Origin of the sequence: Mycobacterium pseudoshottsii JCM 15466, from assembly GCF_003584745.1 — a bacterium.
In the GTDB taxonomy this organism is placed as follows: domain Bacteria; phylum Actinomycetota; class Actinomycetes; order Mycobacteriales; family Mycobacteriaceae; genus Mycobacterium; species Mycobacterium marinum.
This window is the reverse complement of the sequence record NZ_AP018410.1, coordinates 1,146,278-1,163,482: the sequence shown is the minus strand read 5'-3', so window position 1 is coordinate 1,163,482 and position 17,205 is coordinate 1,146,278. Positions and strand designations below refer to the sequence as shown.

Annotated in this window: 14 protein-coding genes, 1 tRNA gene and 1 pseudogene; 9 read left to right on the top strand and 7 right to left on the bottom strand. The window is 66.1% G+C overall.

Annotated elements, in window-relative coordinates:
• Positions 1-46: 46 nt before the first annotated feature.
• The 5 genes and pseudogenes from MPSD_RS05290 to MPSD_RS28920 all read right to left on the bottom strand — a co-directional run.
• The gene (locus MPSD_RS05290) at positions 47-2,389 is read right to left on the bottom strand and encodes an arylsulfatase (protein WP_086084906.1); all 2,343 of its coding nucleotides are present in this window, start codon (positions 2,387-2,389) and stop codon (positions 47-49) included.
• Between the two features lie 124 nt (positions 2,390-2,513).
• A complete protein-coding gene (locus tag MPSD_RS05285) occupies positions 2,514-3,338 on the bottom strand; it encodes an adenylate/guanylate cyclase domain-containing protein (protein ID WP_015354617.1) in 825 nt (274 codons plus the stop codon).
• Positions 3,339-3,385: 47 nt separating this feature from the next.
• Positions 3,386-4,408 carry a methyltransferase gene (locus MPSD_RS05280; protein ID WP_020727471.1) on the bottom strand — a complete coding sequence of 341 codons (1,023 nt, stop codon included), beginning with the start codon at positions 4,406-4,408 and terminating at the stop codon, positions 3,386-3,388.
• A gap of 104 nt (positions 4,409-4,512) precedes the next feature.
• Complete coding sequence (locus MPSD_RS05275) at positions 4,513-4,692, bottom strand: hypothetical protein (RefSeq protein ID WP_020727472.1); 180 nt, start codon at positions 4,690-4,692, stop codon at positions 4,513-4,515.
• Positions 4,693-4,905: 213 nt separating this feature from the next.
• A pseudogene (locus tag MPSD_RS28920) lies at positions 4,906-5,442 on the bottom strand (PPE family protein); the annotation flags it as partial.
• On the opposite strand from MPSD_RS28920, the gene MPSD_RS30500 reads away from it, so the two are divergent.
• The 6 genes from MPSD_RS30500 to MPSD_RS05240 all read left to right on the top strand — a co-directional run bounded on the left by MPSD_RS30500 (position 5,342) and on the right by MPSD_RS05240 (position 12,006).
• Positions 5,342-5,854, top strand: a complete 513-nt coding sequence (locus MPSD_RS30500) for a hypothetical protein (protein WP_369797337.1) — start codon at positions 5,342-5,344, stop codon at positions 5,852-5,854. The pseudogene MPSD_RS28920 and the gene MPSD_RS30500 overlap by 101 nt on opposite strands.
• 157 nt (positions 5,855-6,011) lie before the next feature.
• Entirely contained in the window at positions 6,012-7,232 is a 1,221-nt protein-coding gene (locus MPSD_RS05260; protein WP_086084904.1) for a cation:proton antiporter, read from the top strand.
• 121 nt (positions 7,233-7,353) lie between these two features.
• Positions 7,354-8,166 carry a mycofactocin-coupled SDR family oxidoreductase gene (locus MPSD_RS05255; protein ID WP_020788642.1) on the top strand — a complete coding sequence of 271 codons (813 nt, stop codon included), beginning with the start codon at positions 7,354-7,356 and terminating at the stop codon, positions 8,164-8,166.
• Between the two features lie 122 nt (positions 8,167-8,288).
• Positions 8,289-8,894 (top strand): TetR/AcrR family transcriptional regulator, encoded by a 606-nt coding sequence (locus MPSD_RS05250; RefSeq protein ID WP_020788644.1) that lies wholly within the window; start codon positions 8,289-8,291, stop codon positions 8,892-8,894.
• Positions 8,891-9,625 carry an ABC transporter ATP-binding protein gene (locus MPSD_RS05245; protein WP_020788645.1) on the top strand — a complete coding sequence of 245 codons (735 nt, stop codon included), beginning with the start codon at positions 8,891-8,893 and terminating at the stop codon, positions 9,623-9,625. Before MPSD_RS05250 ends, MPSD_RS05245 begins: the two co-directional genes overlap by 4 nt.
• Entirely contained in the window at positions 9,619-12,006 is a 2,388-nt protein-coding gene (locus MPSD_RS05240; RefSeq protein WP_086084903.1) for an ABC transporter permease, read from the top strand. The genes MPSD_RS05245 and MPSD_RS05240 overlap by 7 nt, the downstream gene beginning before the upstream one ends.
• Before the next feature lie 40 nt (positions 12,007-12,046).
• Here MPSD_RS05240 and MPSD_RS05235 read toward each other — a convergent pair.
• Positions 12,047-12,132: transfer RNA gene (locus tag MPSD_RS05235), tRNA-Tyr, on the bottom strand.
• A gap of 66 nt (positions 12,133-12,198) precedes the next feature.
• On the opposite strand from MPSD_RS05235, the gene MPSD_RS05230 reads away from it, so the two are divergent.
• From MPSD_RS05230 to MPSD_RS05220, 3 genes are all read left to right on the top strand, one after another.
• Entirely contained in the window at positions 12,199-12,690 is a 492-nt protein-coding gene (locus tag MPSD_RS05230; protein WP_011738960.1) for a YajQ family cyclic di-GMP-binding protein, read from the top strand.
• 101 nt (positions 12,691-12,791) lie between these two features.
• Positions 12,792-13,328, top strand: coding sequence for a GNAT family N-acetyltransferase (locus MPSD_RS05225; protein WP_015354533.1), 537 nt, complete (start codon positions 12,792-12,794; stop codon positions 13,326-13,328).
• Positions 13,329-13,476: 148 nt separating this feature from the next.
• A complete protein-coding gene (locus MPSD_RS05220; protein ID WP_020788647.1) occupies positions 13,477-16,767 on the top strand; it encodes a type 2 lanthipeptide synthetase LanM family protein in 3,291 nt (1,096 codons plus the stop codon).
• A gap of 83 nt (positions 16,768-16,850) precedes the next feature.
• On the opposite strand, the gene MPSD_RS28020 is transcribed toward MPSD_RS05220, so the two are convergent.
• Positions 16,851-17,009, bottom strand: coding sequence for a hypothetical protein (locus MPSD_RS28020; protein ID WP_162143252.1), 159 nt, complete (start codon positions 17,007-17,009; stop codon positions 16,851-16,853).
• Positions 17,010-17,205 lie beyond the last annotated feature (196 nt).

Below are 17,205 nucleotides of genomic sequence, written 5' to 3'. Positions count from 1 at the left end.
ACGCCGGCGGCGGGTCCAGTTCGGTTCAGATCGGCCCGCTGCCGCCTCAGTCGCGGGCGATATAGGCGAGGACTTGCTTCTCGTGGTCGACGTAGTGATCACCGCTGACATCGACAATGACCCGATCAATGGTGCCGCCGACGAACGGGAATGGTGCCGGGTAGTCAGCGACCGCCGAGCCGCTGTCGCGCCCGACGCACAGTCCATCTCCGGTCAGCGAAAACGTGCCCGGCTGGGTGGCGATTTGGGCATCGCCCACGGCTTCAGTGTCGATGTAGAGCGTCAGTGTGCCGAGGGCGCTGAATGTGTCCGGGTCATCGGCGGTCTTGCGGAACTCGGCGGTGAGCACATGCGTCCCGGTGGCAACGGGCTCGGGTGCGCTGATGGTCTGGATTCGCTCGCCGAGCCAGTTGTAGACGTAGTGCAGCCGACCGTCCTTGAGGAACAGGCTGTGCCCGCCGGCCACCCCGCCCTGGGCAAACAGCACGCCCTCGGCCTCCGGGGTGTCGATGGTGACGGCGGCGGCGATGGTGAAGGAGCGGCGCCGGACATTCACCGCGACCGCCTCGGGAACATCGGCGGAGTCCGGGTAGTAGACGTAGTGGGACCGCGGCTCGCCGGGCTCCGGCCGCGGTGAGGCCATGATCTCGAGCGCCGTGCGGTCATCGAGCGGCAGACCCTTGTACACACCCGCGTAGTAGAACCACAGCCCCTTGAGTTCTTCGAGCAGCTCAGGCTTTTCGTCGGCCAGGTCGTGCAATTGGGTGCGGTCGGTACGCAGGTCGTAGAGCTCCCAGCGGTCCTTGTCGAAATTGCTCCAGCCCGACAGCGGCGGGTGCAGGGTGGTGGCCAGCCAGCCCTGGTGATATAGCGCCCGCATGCCCAGCATGGAGTAGAACTGGGTGGCCCGGCCGGGCAGCTGCGGATCGCTGATCGAAGCGGCGAAGCTGTGGCCCTCGATCTGACTTTGGGTCCAGCCGTTGAGAACCGCGGGCGGGTCGACGTCAAGCAGTTCATAAAGCGTCGGCACGATGTCGACGGCGTGCACGTATTGGTCGCGAACCTCGCCGCGCGCGGCGATGCCGGCCGGCCACGAGACAATGAGCGGATCGGCCACCCCGCCCTCGTAGCCGGCGAACCGCTTCCAGTACGGAAACGGTGTGTCGAACGCCCACGCCCACCCGGTGTTGTAGTGGTTATAGGCGGACGGGCCACCCAGGTCGTCGATCCGGGGCAGATTCGCCTCGATGGTGTCGGGGACGTTGTTGAAGAACTTGTTCTCGTTGAACGAACCGTTGGGCCCGCCCTCACCGCTGGCGCCGTTGTCGGAGACGACCACGATGATGGTGTTGTCCAACTGCCCGGATTCGGCCAGGTAGTCCAGGAGCCTGCCGATCTGCTCGTCGGTGTAGGACACGAAGCCCGCGTACACTTCGGCCATTCGCACGAACAGCCGTCGTTCGTCGTCGGTCAATGAGTCCCACGGCCGCACGAAATCGAGTGCGGGCCAGGCCCGGCCGTCTGGACCGGTGATATCGGGTTCACCGTGTGGGTTGATCGGCGACAGTTCGAGGTCCTGGGGTAGCAATCCCATTCGCTTCTGGTTGGCCAGGATCCCCACCCGAATCGCCTGGTAGCCTTCGTCGAACCGGCCGCGGTAGCGATCTGCCCAGTCCTTGAACACGTGGTGGGGCGCGTGGCCGCAGCCCGGACAGAAGTACATGAACCACGGCTTCTGGGGGGCAACGGCCTTGGCGTCGCGGACGAACCGGATCGCCTTGTCCGCCAGATCGGCCGACAGGTGATACCCCTGCTCCGGCGTCGCCGGGGGTTCGACGGTGTGGTTGTCATAGACCAGGTCCGGATACCACTGGTTGGTCTCACCACCCAGGAATCCGTAGAAGCGCTCGAATCCGCGTCCCAGCGGCCACCGGCCCTTCCATGACGACGCATCGCTCTCGTCGCTGGGCGTCAGATGCCACTTGCCCACCGCGTAGGTATTCCAGCCGCGCGCGTTGAGCACCTCCGAGATCATCCCGTTCTCGAACGGAACCCGACCCGAGAATCCTGGGAACCCCGCCGAGGCCTCAGTGATGCAGGCCATGTTGTTCGATGTCGCATTGCGCCCGTTGAGCAGGCTCGAGCGCGTCGGCGAGCACAACGCGGTGGTGTGGAAGTTGGAGTAGCGCACGCCGCTGTCGGCGATTCGGCGCATCGCCGGGGTTTCGATCGGCCCGCCGAACGGTTCCAGCGCGCCGTAGCCGACGTCATCCCAGACGATCATCAGCACGTTGGGAGCGCCGGCGGGTGCGGCCGGCGCCAAGAACGGCCCCCAGTCCGGCTCGGAATCGCGGATATCGGTCGCCACTCGCCCAGACCACTGCGCCACTTCGCGTCACCACCCGTCCAGAAATCGCGTCAACAGCAGCTTAGGTCGGTTGGGACTCTCGGAGGCCAAGTTGACGACAGTGGCTTCGGGCGGCCACGCCGCACGACAACGCCCGATGGCTGTATCACGGCGTCGGCGGGGCCGCGCCGTCGACCGTAATCCGGCGCGCTACAACGGGTTCTGCCTTGCCCTTGAGGGTCAGCGTGACGACCTCGCCGTCCTGCACGCCCGCAAGACCAGCCACCCGCTCAGACATCACGATCTCCCCGCCCGCGGCCACGGCCTGTAGTCGCGCCGCCGTATTGACGACATCCCCGATCGCGGTGAAGTCGCGGATCTCGCCCTCACCCACGATGCCGACGTATGCCGGGCCGACGTCCAGACCGATGCCGACCTTCAACTGCGGCCCCTCGGCAGTGCCGTAGCCCTGCGCCCGCAGGATGGCGCGGGCGTCACTCACCATGGAATTGACGTAGCGGCCGTCCCGGGTGAGCGGTGCAAAGTAAAGACCCATGACTTCGTCACCGATGAGCTTGTCGACAATCCCGTGCCGAACAATCACCTGCGTCAGTTTCGAGTAGAAGCGATTGAGGGCGGCGACCATTTCATCCGGCGGCACAGTCTCCGCCAGCGCGGTGGAGCCGCGGACGTCGGCGAATAGAACCCCGATCGGCAGCGTGACCCCACCGCCGGGCGCCTTCTCAAAACAGAGTTGGCACCAGCGCGGGTTTTTTCGCGATGGGCTCTTGCCCACGCGACGCATCAGCCAGCCGCCGAATCCCGCGAACGGATTGCCGCAGGCTTCGCACCGCGGGGCCGCGGGAAGGCTGGAGATGAGTCGAATTCCCCGACGCACCGAGGCGTGGCCAAAGTACTCGAAGAAACGCTCCCATTCCTCCGCGTTGGCCTGCGCCCCGTCCGGGCGCGGTGGGGTGCGTCCGCGCGCCATCAGTCGATTCTTACACCACTGGCCCTGTCGACGCAGCCATCGGACATCTACTTGTAGGCAACGGCGGCGCTCGAGCCGGCGGCCAGTGCGATCACCTCGAAGGAACGGAATCCGGCTGCACCGCACCATTTTCGGAAGTCGGCGCCCGTGTAGTCGAATGCGTCACCGAACTCGATCAGCATATTCAGCGACATCATCAGTCCTGCGGTGTTTTTCCGGCGGGCGTCGTCGATCAGCGTCTCGATCGCGATGAACGCCCCGCCCTCGGGCAGGGCCTCGTAGGCTTTCGCGATCAACCGTTGCTTGCCGTCGAGGTTCCAGTCATGCAGGATCTGGCCCATCGTGATGACATCGGCGCTCGGCAGCGGATCGGCAAAGAAGTCGCCGGACACCGCACGCACCCGGTCACCGAGTCCCTGCTCACTGAGCTTGCGCCGCGTGATGTCGGTTACCGCGGGCAGATCAAAGCTGATGCATTGCAGGTGGGGATGGGCGGCGGCGGCCGTCCGTGACAGCAGCCCGTTGGCGCCGCCGACATCGCAGAGGCTGCCGTAGCGCTGGAACGGAAAGCGTTTCACCAGCAGCTCGCAGTTGCGCCGCGATGCGGAATCCATGGCACCCAGGAAGACCTCGAGACGTCGCGGATCGGCATAGACCGTCTCGAAGAACGGCCGGCCCGTCTGCTTGATCTCGTTCTGCGGCTTGCCCGTCTGCAGCGCGTCGGTGAGGTCCGCCCAGAACCGATAGTTGCGTTGGTCCCAAATCTTGAGCAGACCGCCCTGGTACTCGGGGCTGGCTTCATCCAGGTATCGCGCGGTCTCCGCTGTGTTGCGGTAGCGAGCGTCTGGTCCGTCGCCGTCGCGCGCCAGCAGGTCCAGCGATACCAAGGCATCGAGGAAGTCCGTCGCCGGCCGCGGCACCAGCCCGAGAAGTTCGGCAAGGGCCTGCGCCGTCATCGCCCGGTCGCCCAGTTCGGTGAACAACCCAAGTCCGACCGCGGTGAGCAGCACTTTCGACGGGCCGTATCCGGCGCCGATTGCCATGATCCGATCGGGGCTCGACTGATCCATTACGCGCCCCGCCGAGCCCAGTCCATCAACCTCATCAAGCAAGCAGTCTATGGCCGTCACCGAGCTGTGCCGGGCCGGTCCGCGTCACAACGGTCGGGAACGGACTATCCAGCGCCGGAGTCGACGGCGGCCGCCGGCGCTTGCGGAGCCACACCGTGAGCTGGCGCCGCGTTGTCTTGCCAGGTGTCAACCGTGCAGCCGGCGAGCCCGAATGCCCCGAACACGGCGGCCAGCACCACCAACCCGCGCGCCACCGGCCGACGATTCTTGCTGATACCAATCATCGTTGTTTTCTCCCTGATCGTTGGAACCGAACTGAACGGCCTTGATACCCAAGGCTTGATGCCGCTAACGCTGTTCGCCATGTCTTTTTCGCGAAGGACTCTGGCGCACCACACGCTCAAGTACGCAACGCGGGCCCGAGTCGCCGCCACCCTGAGCACATCCGGTTGGGTGCAATCCCACGTCACTGACCTGAGTGCCGATGCGACCAGCCATTACCAGATGCCTCGGAAGAAGCCCGAGAGATTGTTGCCGATGTTGGAAACGCCCGACACGAGGCTGGTGACGGAGAAGGGCAGGACGCCTGTGTTGGCGATCCCCGACACGCCGCTGCCCAGGTTGTAGAAGCCCGAGGACAGGCCACCGTAGTTCTGGTAGCCCGAGCCGCCCAGCAGCCCCGCCGGGTTGGTGTTGAACCAACCCGACAAACTCGAGCCGTTGTTGGCGTAACCCGAGTTCCCGCCGGCGCCGGTGTTGAAGAAGCCCGACGAAGGTGTGGCGCTTGTGTTGAGGTAGCCCGGTCCACCCGGGATGGCGGATTCGGCAAGAGTGGTGCTGGGCAGGTGGATGCTGGGGATGGTGATCGGGGGCGTCGTGAACCCACCGATTCCGATTGGCGCAATGGTGAACTCGTTCGTGGTGAATGCCGGGATGTTGATTTGCGGCAGGGTGAACCCGGCAACCGCGATTGGATCAATCGTGAACGGATCCGTACTGATCGGCGGAGTCGAAATCTGCGGCAACGTGAACTCCGGCACCGGCAACTCCGGATTCTTCAATTCCAGCGATGACAATTCGGGCTTCGGCAACTCGTCAAGCGGCGGCCACAACTCCGGCGCCGCCAATTCCGGTAGTGGCGGATACAACGCGGGCTTCGGCAACTCCAACACCGGCGGCGGAAGCACCGGCTATTTCAACTACGGCGACGGCTCCTTGAGCGCGGGCATCTTCAACACCGGCACCCACAACGCCGGCTTGTTGAATTCCGGCCTGGAAAACATCGGATTCTTCAACTCGGGTGCCTACGACAGCGGCTGGGACAACTCGGGCAACTCGGGCCAGGTGAAAGGCTTGGGCAACTCGGGCTTCGGAAACTCCGGCACCTCGAGTTCGGGTGGATTCAACGCTGGCAGCGGGCAATCGGGGTTCTTCAACCCGGCGTGAACGGCGGCGCCACTCACAAACTCACCCTGGGTCGCCTTGCCCGCGCTCACGCCCGCTGACCGGAGTGGCTGACACTCGGGTGATCGAGGAAGCTGTTAGCGGCTGCGTTTTCGCGCAGCAGCCACAGCCGGCTACCGACGACCGAAGCGGAGTAACTGTGAGCCTTGTCCTGGCGTTCGGCGTGGTACTGCTCATCAGCGTGTCCCTGTCCGGGGTCGCCGCCCGGACGGTGCTGTCCAGCGCGCTGTTGTTCCTGGTCGCCGGCGCCCTGCTGGGACCCGGGATTCTCGGGTTGGACAACATCGGCCCAAACGACCCGATCGTCGTCGCGCTCGCAGACGTGGCGCTGTTTACCGTGCTGTTCACCGACGGCCAGCGGGCCAATGTCCGCGAATTGCGTGAGACCTGGACGCTGTCCGGGCGCGCCCTGGGCGTCGGGATGCCGTTGACCATGATCGGGATCGCGGTGCCGGCCCACTTCCTCACCGGCCTGAATTGGCCGACCGCATTCCTGGTGGGCGCCATCCTGTCCCCCACCGATCCGGTCTTTGCGGCAGCCATCGTCGGGCGCTCGGACATCCCGGAACGGTTGCGCCGACTGCTAAATGTCGAGTCCGGCCTCAATGACGGATTGACGCTGCCGTTCGTGATGATCTTCCTGGCCACCGCCCAGGGCGCCGGCTCCGACGTGCTGTGGGTCGGGGTGGAGCTCGTTCTCGGGCTGGCGCTCGGGGTCGGGGTGGCCGCGGCCGTGGCGTTCGCGTGGCGGGCAAAGATCCTGACGGCCGAAACGCACCTGCAGCCGTTGGGCCCACTGGCGATCGCGGTGGTGGTGTACTCGGCCTGTCACCTCACCCACGCCAACCCATACCTGGCCGCCTTTGCCGCCGGCTCCACGCTGGCCACCTTGGACCATGTCGCCGCCGAGCAGTTTCAACCGTTCGGTGATCTTCTCTCCGAAGTCACCAAGTTCGCCGCGCTGATCGTGTTCGGCGCGTTGATCACCCCCGATCGGTTGTCCGGGCTCAGTTGGCGCGATTGGCTGTTGGCCGTGGTCGTGATCGCGGTGATCCGGCCGGCCGCGATGTTGCTGTCGCTGGTGCGGACCCAGCTCAGCCGACAGGAGCGGTTGACTGCCGCATGGTTCGGGCCAAAGGGTTTTGCCTCGGTGGTCTACGGCCTGCTGGCATTGCAGTCGGGATTGGCCAGCAAGGAGCTGGTGTTCGATATCGTCGCCGTCACCATTGCGCTCTCGATCGTGCTGCATTCGTCAACCGACGTAGCGATAGCCACGGTGCTGCAGGTCGAACCCCCCGACGACCTGCCGGGCTGCCGCGAGCCCGCCGATGCCGACGAAGAGGCGACCGCAGAAGTCTGATCCCGCCGGCAATGTTGGCCGCAGCGACACTAAATCGACTCCCCCACAGCATATTTCGCAGCCACAATTGGTCGGCGTGGGCCGCCGTCGCCGGCCCGCCAGGCTGCTAACCTAACCCGCTATGGGTGCCTTGGACGGACGTGTCGCCTTGATCACCGGCGGAGCCCGCGGGCAGGGCCGCGCGCACGCGCTGGCCCTGGCGGGCCAGGGGGCCGATATCTCCCTCGCCGACGCGCCGGGCCCGATGGCGGAGCTGACCTACCCGCTGGGCAGCGAGGAAGACCTGCTCGCCACCGCCGAACTCGTCGGCCAGCTGGGCCGGCGTTGCCTGCCGATGGTGGTCGACGTGCGCGACCCGGCCCAGGTGAACACCGCGGTTGAGCGGACGGTGCGCGAATTGGGCAGCCTCGATATCGTGCTGGCCAATGCCGGCATCGTCAGCACCGGGCGCCTCGAAGAGGTAAGTGACCAGGTTTGGCAGCAGCTGATGGACACCAACCTGACCGGCGTGTTCCACACCCTGCGCGCGGCCATTCCGGTGACGCGCCAACAACGCTTCGGCAGGATCGTGGCGACATCGTCGATGGGCGGCCGAATGGGCATCCCGGAATTGGCGGCCTACAACGCCACCAAGTGGGGGATCATCGGCCTGATCAAGTCCGTCGCCCTCGAGGTCGCCAAGGAAGGCATCACGGCCAACGTCATCTGTCCGACCACGACGCAGACACCGATGGTGCAGCCCGCCGGGATCGGAGATGATCAGGAAGTTCCCGACGATCTGGTGCGGCGCATGATGAAGGCCAACCCCATCCCTCAACCGTGGCTGCAACCGGAGGACGTCAGCCGCGGGGTGGTCTATCTGGTCACCGACCCGGGTGTCATCACCGGCAGCGTGCTGGAAGTCGGGCTCGGCGGCAGCGCTCGCATGCACTGACTCGGCGGCGCCCGAAGCGGCGCCGAACGACGTTCAAGCCACTTTGACCCTCGCGACCCGCTTCCACGCGGCGTACAATTTGGTCAAACGCCCAATGTGATCGTCCAAATTGAGGTAGTCGCATGCCAACAGCTGCCGAGCGAGGCGCACAAACCCGGGCCGCGCTGATGGCCGCCGCGGTAGCGGTGATCGCCGAACGAGGCTGGGGGGCGGCCACCACCCGGATGGTGGCCGAACGGGCCGGACTTCCGCCGGGGTTGGTGCACTATCACTTCGCATCGTTGAACGACCTGCTGATCGATGCGGCCCTGCAGGCAGCGCGCGAGGAAGCCGCTCAGGTGCTGGACGGACTGGCCGGCGATTCACCGTCGCAGGGAATAGACCGATTGATCGACGCGGTCTCGTCCTACGACGTCGATGATCGAAACCAAAACCCGGCGATCCTGGTGTTTGGCGAAATGCTCTTGGCAGCAACACGATACGAGCGGCTGCGAATGGGCTTGGCGGAAATCCTCGGCGACTACCGATCCACACTGCGTCAGTGGCTCGCAGATCAGGGCGGCGCCATCGATCCCGAGGCGACCGCGGCATTGATGTTCGCGGCCATCGACGGATTGGCGCTGCATCGGGTGATCGACCCGCGATTGCGCACCCTGGCCATCCGGCCGGCGTTGCGCCGGCTGGCGGGACTGCCGACGGCCCAGACCGACGAGAGGACGCCACCATGACACGAGCGCAAGCGCCTACCTCACCGCGCGGTGGGGTTTCTCTGCACGGTGTCGACAAGACCTTCGGAACCGCAGCAGCGTCGGTACATGCGCTGCGCGGCATCGACCTGGACATCGAACCCGGTGAACTGGTGGCGATCGTCGGGGAAAGCGGGTCGGGCAAAACCACCCTGCTCAACGTCATCGGCGGCATCGAGGAGGCCAACAGCGGTTCTATTAACGTTGCCGGACAAGATATTTCGGGGTGCCGGCCGCGCGCACTGAGCAAGTTCCGCCGCGACCACGTGGGGTTCATCTTCCAGTTCTTCAATCTGATCCCGACGCTGACCGCCAAGGAAAACGTCGAAGTGATCGTCGAGCTGACCGGCCGAGGTGATCGGCGCCGCGCGACCGAATTGCTGGATGCGGTCGGGCTGGCCGATCGGGCCGGCAGTTTCCCCGGCCAGCTCTCCGGCGGCCAGCAACAGCGGGTGCCCATCGCGCGTGCGCTGATCACCGACCCGGACCTGCTGCTGGCCGACGAGCCGATGGGGGCGCTCGACGTGGCCACCGGCCGACGCGTGCTCGAACTGCTGCAGCAGACCAACCGGTCGGGTCTGGGCGTCATCATGGTGACCCACAACCGGGCGGCCGCCGATGTCGCCGACCGCATCATTCAGATGCGCGACGGAGCGATCGTCGAGCAGCGTCGCAACTCAGCCCCGGCCGAGGCAAGCAGCGTGCGGTGGTGACTGAGGTGCCAACCGAACCGCCCCGCGCCCGGCCGAACTGGACCGTGCTCCGCAAGACCGTCCGTGATCTGCGGCGACGCCCCGCTCAATCGGTGGCCATCGCGGTCATCGTGATGCTCGGGGTGCTGCTCTTCATCGCCAGTTATGACTCGTTCCGCAACCTCACGGCGTCCTACAACCGCACCTATGACCGGCTGCATTTCGCCGACCTCACCGCCTCCGGAGGCGACCCCACCCAGCTGGCCTCCGCCGCGCGGGAGCTCGCCGGCGTCGAGAACGTCGCGACCCGCGTGGTGCGGGACCGACCGGTGAACATCGACGGCACCCAACTGATCGGTCGGGTGGTCGGGTTGACCGGCGGCGGCCACGGGGTCGACGACGTGGAGATCGTCGACGGACGCGCACCCGATCCCGATGCCCCCGCACAGGTCGCGATCGAAAAACACGCAGCCGAGTCATTTCAGCTGAGCCCGGGCGATCGCGTCGATGTCTACAACGGCTCCGGTTGGCGCACCGCCGAGATCACCGGGGTGGCCCGCTCGCCCGAGTACTTGTGGCCGGCGCGTAGTCGTCAAGACATCCTGCCCGACCCACATTCCTTCGCCGTACTGTTCGCGCCACCGCGGCTCGCCGCACAGCTCACCGGGCAGCCAGGGCCCAATCAGACCCTGGTCCAGATGGCCGCCGGAGCGACCACGGCCGATCGGGACCGGGTGGCCGGGCTACTGCTGTCCCGCGGCGCCTTGGACGTGCAGACCCGCGACGAGCAACCTTCCAACGCAGCGCTGCACGAAGACCTCAATGGCTTCTCCGAACTCGCGGTGGGATTCCCGGTGCTCTTCCTGACCGCCGCCGCGATCGCCGAGTACGTCGTCGTCACCAGGGTCGTGCAGGCCGAGCCGCGGATCATGGGCGCGATGCTGGCCATGGGCACCCGGCCGGCCACGGTCATCCGGCACTACCTGGGATACGGCGTCGCGGTGGCCACCATGGGCGCGCTGCTCGGCGTCGTTCTCGGTGCGGGCGCCACCTCGCTGGTCACCGGCCTGTACACCGCGGCCATCGGGGTCCCCGACACGGTGGTCCGACACCACGTGTCCACCGCGGTCCTGGGCTTCGCCCTCGGCCTGGCAACCGGCCTGGTCGCCGTGCTGGTGCCGGCCATCACCGCGGCACGCACCGCGCCGGCTGACGCCATGCGCGGCCAACGAGTGCTCGCCACCGCGATGGGGCCACTTACCCGGCTGACCGCGCGGTGGCGGCTGCCCGCGGTGATCCAACTCGCCGTGCGGTCGTTGACCCGCAGCCGCGGGCGCACCGTCGCGACCATGGTGGGCGGGGCGCTGGCGTTGATCCTGGTGTTGGCCTCGGTCGGGATGATGACCAGCATGCGCGCCATGCTCGACGTCCAGTTCGGTGAGATGCAACGGCAGGACGCTTCGGCGCTCGTTGCGCCCAGCGCGGCGGGCCCCGGCGGCTTGGCGAGCCAATTGGCGGCCCTACCCGGGGTGTCGGCGGTCGAACCCAGCACCACCGTCGCGGTGACCGTACGCGCCGGCGGACGCACCTATGCGACGACGCTGACCGGTTTCGTGCCACACAGCTCCATGCACGGATTCCGGGGCACCGACGGGCGCACGCTGGCCCTGTCCGAAAACGGTGTGCTGGCCGGGGCAGCACTGGCCGACAAACTCGACGTGCGGGTCGGCTCCGATCTGATCGTCATCCCCGCGGGGGGATCGCCACAGCATGCCAAGTTGGCCGGCCTGGTCGACGAACCGCTGGGAACGGTGCTCTATGCCACCAACTCGACGGTTGCCGCGATCACCGGCAGCGTGGTCAACGGGTACCTGTTGCGCTTCGGCGCCGATGCCGACCGCGCCGGGTTGCGCGCGGACATCACCTCGCTGCCCGGTGTGCTCGCCTACACCGACACCCACGCACTCGAGAACACGGTCAACCGCTACCTCGGGTTGTTTTGGGCGTTCGTCGGGGTCATGCTGGCGCTGGGCGGGGCACTGGCCTTCGTGGTGATCTACGTAACGATGACGGTGAACATGGCCGAACGCACCACGGAGTTGGCCACCCTACGCGCGGCCGGCGTGTCAACACCGCGGCTCACCGCGACGCTGACCCTGGAGAACCTGCTTGCCACCGCGGCAGCACTTCCCTTCGGGCTGGCCGCGGGCGCGGGGGCGGCGTGGCTGTTCCTGCAGTCCTTCAACAGTGATCTGTTCAACATGCAGCTGGCCCTCGGGTGGTCGACGTTGGCGCTGGCGGCGGTCGCCGTGCTCGCCGCCGCCGCGATTTCGCAGCTACCCGCCATGCGGATGGTGCGCGATGTCGACATCGCGCGCGTGGTGCGCGAACGGGCCCAATAACATCCACCGGGGTCAGCGGGCACGCGCGCAGTGCTCAAGTTGGTGGCAGGTACAGGATTCGAACCTGTGTAGGCGTAAGCCGACGGATTTACAGTCCGCTCCCATTGGCCGCTCGGGCAACCTGCCGCATAGCAGGGTACAACGACCGGGTAGACAGAGCACAAACGGCTCTCCAAAGAAGGGACTTATCGCATGGCCGACTCATCGTTCGACATCGTCAGCAAGGTCGACCACCAGGAAGTCGACAACGCGCTCAACCAGGCCGCCAAGGAGCTGGCCACGCGATTCGACTTCCGCGGCACCGACACCAAGATCGCGTGGAAGGGCGACGAAGCAGTGGAACTGACCTCGTCCACCGAGGAGCGGGTCAAGGCCGCGGTGGACGTCTTCAAGGAAAAGCTCATCCGCCGCGACATCTCGATGAAGGCCTTTGACGCCGGCGAGCCCCAGGCGTCCGGCAAGACCTACAAGGTCACCGGCGACATCAAGCAGGGCATCAGCGGTGACGACGCCAAGAAGATCACCAAGCTCGTCCGCGACGAGGGCCCCAAGGGCGTCAAGACCCAGATCCAGGGCGAGGAGATTCGCGTCACCAGCAAGAAGCGCGACGACCTACAGACCGTCATCGCCATGCTCAAGCAGGCCGACCTGGACGTCGCGCTGCAGTTCGTCAACTACCGATAGAACTCCCTGCGGGCGCCCGAAGCGATCATGGTCGTCCGGGTCGTAGAAGTGCTGGACACGCTGGCCACGTAGGCTATGAAGGTCCGCATTAGGGGGCCCCTATGGCGACTGCCGACGATGAAATCCTCACCGGCCCGCGGCTGATCCTGCGCCCCCTGCGGCCCACCGACGCCGATGTCGTGTTCTTCGAGGTCACCTCGGATGACGAAGTGATGCGCTACCTTTCGTGCAACACGCATTCCGACGTCGAGCAGACCAGGCACTTCATCACCGAGCTGTGCATGGACGACAACAATCGCGGTTGGATCATCAACTGGCGCAGCACCGGCGATCCGGTCGGGTTCTGCACCTGGATCCGGCCGGAGGGCCCCGAGGTTCAACTGGGCATCTCCCTCGGCCGCCGTTGGTGGGGGCAACATGTCACGTCCGAGGCGCTGGACTTGCTCATCGAACAGGCACAGCGGGATCCGAGCGTGCATCGCGTGTGGGCCGCATGCCACGTTGACAACATCGGAGCCGCACGAGCGCTGGAGCGCAACGGTTTGTCCATGCAGGACCGGCTGGAGCGCTACTGCGTGTTCCCCAACCTCGGCGCGGAGCCGCAGGACGCCTTTCGGTTCGCAAGGACGCTCAGATAGCTTCATCGCCGCATCGCAAGCCTTGGCCACCGCGCGAAAGCGGCTTGCCCGCAACAGGTTGCGCGATTCGGCATTACCACGGGCAGCGAAGTCGTAGCTTGGGTACTGCGAATGCCGGGCGCGGGTCCGATGGTTGGACAGATGGGCGATGGGTGACGGTGTCGGGGATGAGTGGGTCGACGGCTCGGTAGCCGCGCGACATGATCGCCATGCGCTGCGCGAGTGGCTGGTTGTCCATGCCGCGACGATCGATGAACTGTTGTCTACCCGTTTCGAGGCGCTGCCCGGCCGGAAGGCCGACACCGATGCCGCCGCGCGCCGACTTGCCGCGTGGTGTCGTTCCAGCGCAAGCCGTGACTGGGCGCAGTTCGAGTCGCGATTGGCTCGCGACGGTTGGGACTTCGCAAGCGTGCTGGCGCGTTTCGCCAATGCCCGGCACACCCGGTCCTTGCCGCTGCCGGCGTGGGTGGCTGACGCGATGTGGTCCCGAGCGTCGTTGTGCGGCTCACCCGGCCGAGCCACCACCACCGGTTCGCCCGAGCCCGAGCCCACGCCCCCCAGCCAATTCGACGCCCTGCTGTTGCCACTGGTCGACGAGGCGCAGGCCCGACTCTGGTCAACCACGGACGCCGCCGCCACGGCGATACTGAGCGATTCGGCACGCGCAGGCATTCGGCGATCGTTGTTGCAACAACTGTCCGACCTGTGCGCGCCGGCGCTGTATGCGCTCTTTGACTCGGTGCGCGAGCTCGCGGCCCCAGACGATGCTCACGCGCAGCCCAGACCGGACTCGGGAGTCGCGCTCTATCAGCGGTTTGTCGCAGAGATGAAAGCGGCGGGCCTGTCCCGGCTGCTGGAAGCCAAACCGGTGCTGTGGCGGCTGATCGCCACGATCACCCGCCAATGGATTGACACCACGCGCGAGCTGATCGAACGTCTGGCCGCCGATCTGCCGTCCATCCGCGCTGGCCTGCTCGCGGGCGCCCCCGAAACGAAGGTGGCCGGAATCGATGGCGGGCTCTCCGATCCACACAATGGCGGCCGCTCGGTACGGATCGTCGTGTTCGAGAACGGCGCGCAGGTGGTCTACAAGCCGAAGGACTTGCGGGTGGATGCCGCCCTGCACGCCCTGGTCGGCAGGCTCAACCGGGCCGCTCCCCCGCTGGCGTTGCGTGCGGTCCGCACGATCGGACGCGAAGGCTACGGCTGGTGCGAGTTCATCGAGCATGCATCGTGCGCGGACGAAGAAGGCCTCGAGTTGTACTTCCGGCGCGCCGGCGCCTGGCTGGCACTGCTGCACTGCCTGGCCGCCACCGACATGCACCACGAAAACTTCATCGCACACGGCGACTACCCGATGCCGCTGGACATCGAGACGATCCTGCAGGCGAGCACGCAGGTCCCCGACGACCGTGATCGGGAAGGCCGTGCCCACCAAGCCGCATGCAACCTCATCGCCGATTCGGTGATGGCGGTGGGCTTGATCCCGTCCTATCGGAGCTCCGGCGTCAACGGGCGTTCCGCGGTCGGTGGGTTGATCGCGAATGACAACACCACGCCGACGATCCGTTGGGAGCACGTCAACACTGACGCGATGCGGCCGAAAAAAGCGGCGCGGCCCGCCACGAGCATGCCGAACCTACCCCACGTCAACGGGCACTACGCCAAGTTCAGCGACTACGTCGACGCCTTCATTGCCGGTTTCGTGGCCTACGCCAAGTTCCTGGTTCGACAAGGCGCCGATGCTGGGGCCGGCGGTTTGTTCCAGGAGTTTGCCGGCTTGCCGGTGCGCAGGGTGTGGCGCCCGACCACCTTCTACACCATGGTGCTGCAGCAGCTCACCGATCATCGCACCATGCATGATGGTGTTGCTTGGTCGACGCAAGCGGACTTCGTTGCCAGACTGGCTGATTGGAACCAAGACAGCGATCCGCATTGGCCGCTCCTACAGGCGGAGAGATCGGCCCTGTTGTCGTTGAACGTCCCCTACTTTTTTATGGCCAGCGACGGTGTCGAAGCCCATGATTTCGCTGGAGTCTCGTTCCGGTGCGCGGGCATGTCAGGCCTGGAACGCGCGTCTGCGCGCGTTCAAGACCTCGATGATCGACAGATCGACTGGCAAGTCACGGTCATCCGGCACAATACGGAAACCTATGCGGGACAAGCGCGGTCACCGGGCACAGCGGGTCCAGCACCGCAGCCGCCCCAGCCCGACGGTGGCGCCTGGCGACCGGCCGAAGCGGACTTTTCCGCCGAGGCCGACAGAATCGCCGGGGAACTGGCTCTTCACGCGATTCGCCGAGATGCGGGCGCCGCCTGGATCGGGTTGGACTGGTCAGGCGATTCGGATGCCGCCCAGCTCGTCTGCCTGGGCGCCGGCCTCTATAACGGCGTGTCCGGCATCGGCCTCTTCTTGGCCGCGCACGCGGCCGGCTCGGGCTGCCAGCGGTCGGCCGAGCTGGCCCGGGCCGGGGTCGCACACGTGTGCACCGAACTGACCGGCCGCAACGCGCCGCGCGTGGCCCGCTCGCTGGGAATCAGCGGCGGCTCCGGTTTGGGGTCGATCGCCTACGCATTGGCGGTCATGGCGAAGTGCCTCGAGGACGACGAATTGCTCGCCCACGCGCATAGGGCGGCGCTGCTGGTCACCGACGATCTGATCGAGACCGACCGGCAACTCGATGTCGTCGGGGGTAGCGCCGGCGCGATCCTTGGGCTGCTCCGGGTCTATCGAGACACCGGCTCCGGCGACGTGCTCGCGCGTGCGATTCGGTGTGGCGAGCACCTGTTGCGCCAACCCCGCGTCGGCCCGCACGGAAGGCGCACCTGGCGCCGACAGGTGCCCGGCTCTTGCGATCTGAACGGCATGGCGCACGGTGCAGCGGGCTATGCGTACGCCCTGGGGTCATTGGCCACAGCAACCGGTCACGAGGAGTTCGCACAATACGCGGCGGAGTGCCTGGCCTTTGAAAACGCCAGCTACGACCGGCAGCGCGGCGGCTGGCCCGCACTGGATGTGGACGGGGGGAAAGGCTGGCCCGCGCAGTGGTGCCACGGCGCACCCGGAATCGGTTTGGGGCGCATCGGCTTGGCACGACGCGGCTGGGCGCAGCCACTGTCGGCCGACATTGCCAACGCCGTGACTTCGGTCCGTCAAGGCTGGGCTGAGCAACAATTGGACACGCTTTGTTGTGGTGCTCTGGGCAGCATCGAATTGCTCAGCGAAGCCGCGACGACGTTGGACCAGCCTGATCTTCAGGGTCTTGCGGCACGCTGCCTGAGCGACATCGTGTCCGCGGCGACCCAACGCGGCGACTATCGATGGAACAGCGGCGATCAAGCATTCAACCCTGGATTGTTTCGCGGAATCGCCGGCATAGGCTATACCGCCCTGCGTCGCATCAACCGGCCCCTGCCCAATGTGCTGCTCTGGGAATAGACACCGGCAACCGGGATTGAGACGGGCCATTCATCAAGGCCCTCAACAAAATTCAGGCGATCGCTACCAGAGCGCCCGAACTCTCAGGAGAGGCGTGCAAAACCCAGGCAGGGAGCGGTCAAAGCTTGATCCACACAAGGCCCCAGGCCGTTCATTCCCGCGGCGGCCTCGATCATGTCGTCGGTGAGGCGGCAGTCGAGGATGCTGTCAACGGCCGGCAGTTCCATGGCAAGAGTGGTCATCATGGTTTCGCATTGTTTCCCGATCTAAACGTTTTTGTCAAGCTCGGTTGCGCAATGCGTCAAACCGCGGCGCCCTGGCCGGATGCCACGCTCGGCGCCGGTTCACCGTCCAACAACCGCCGCAGCACTAGTGCCGAACTGCCCTGGCTCGACCAACCGGTGGGTGTCTACTCTGATGACGCAACCCAGAAACAGG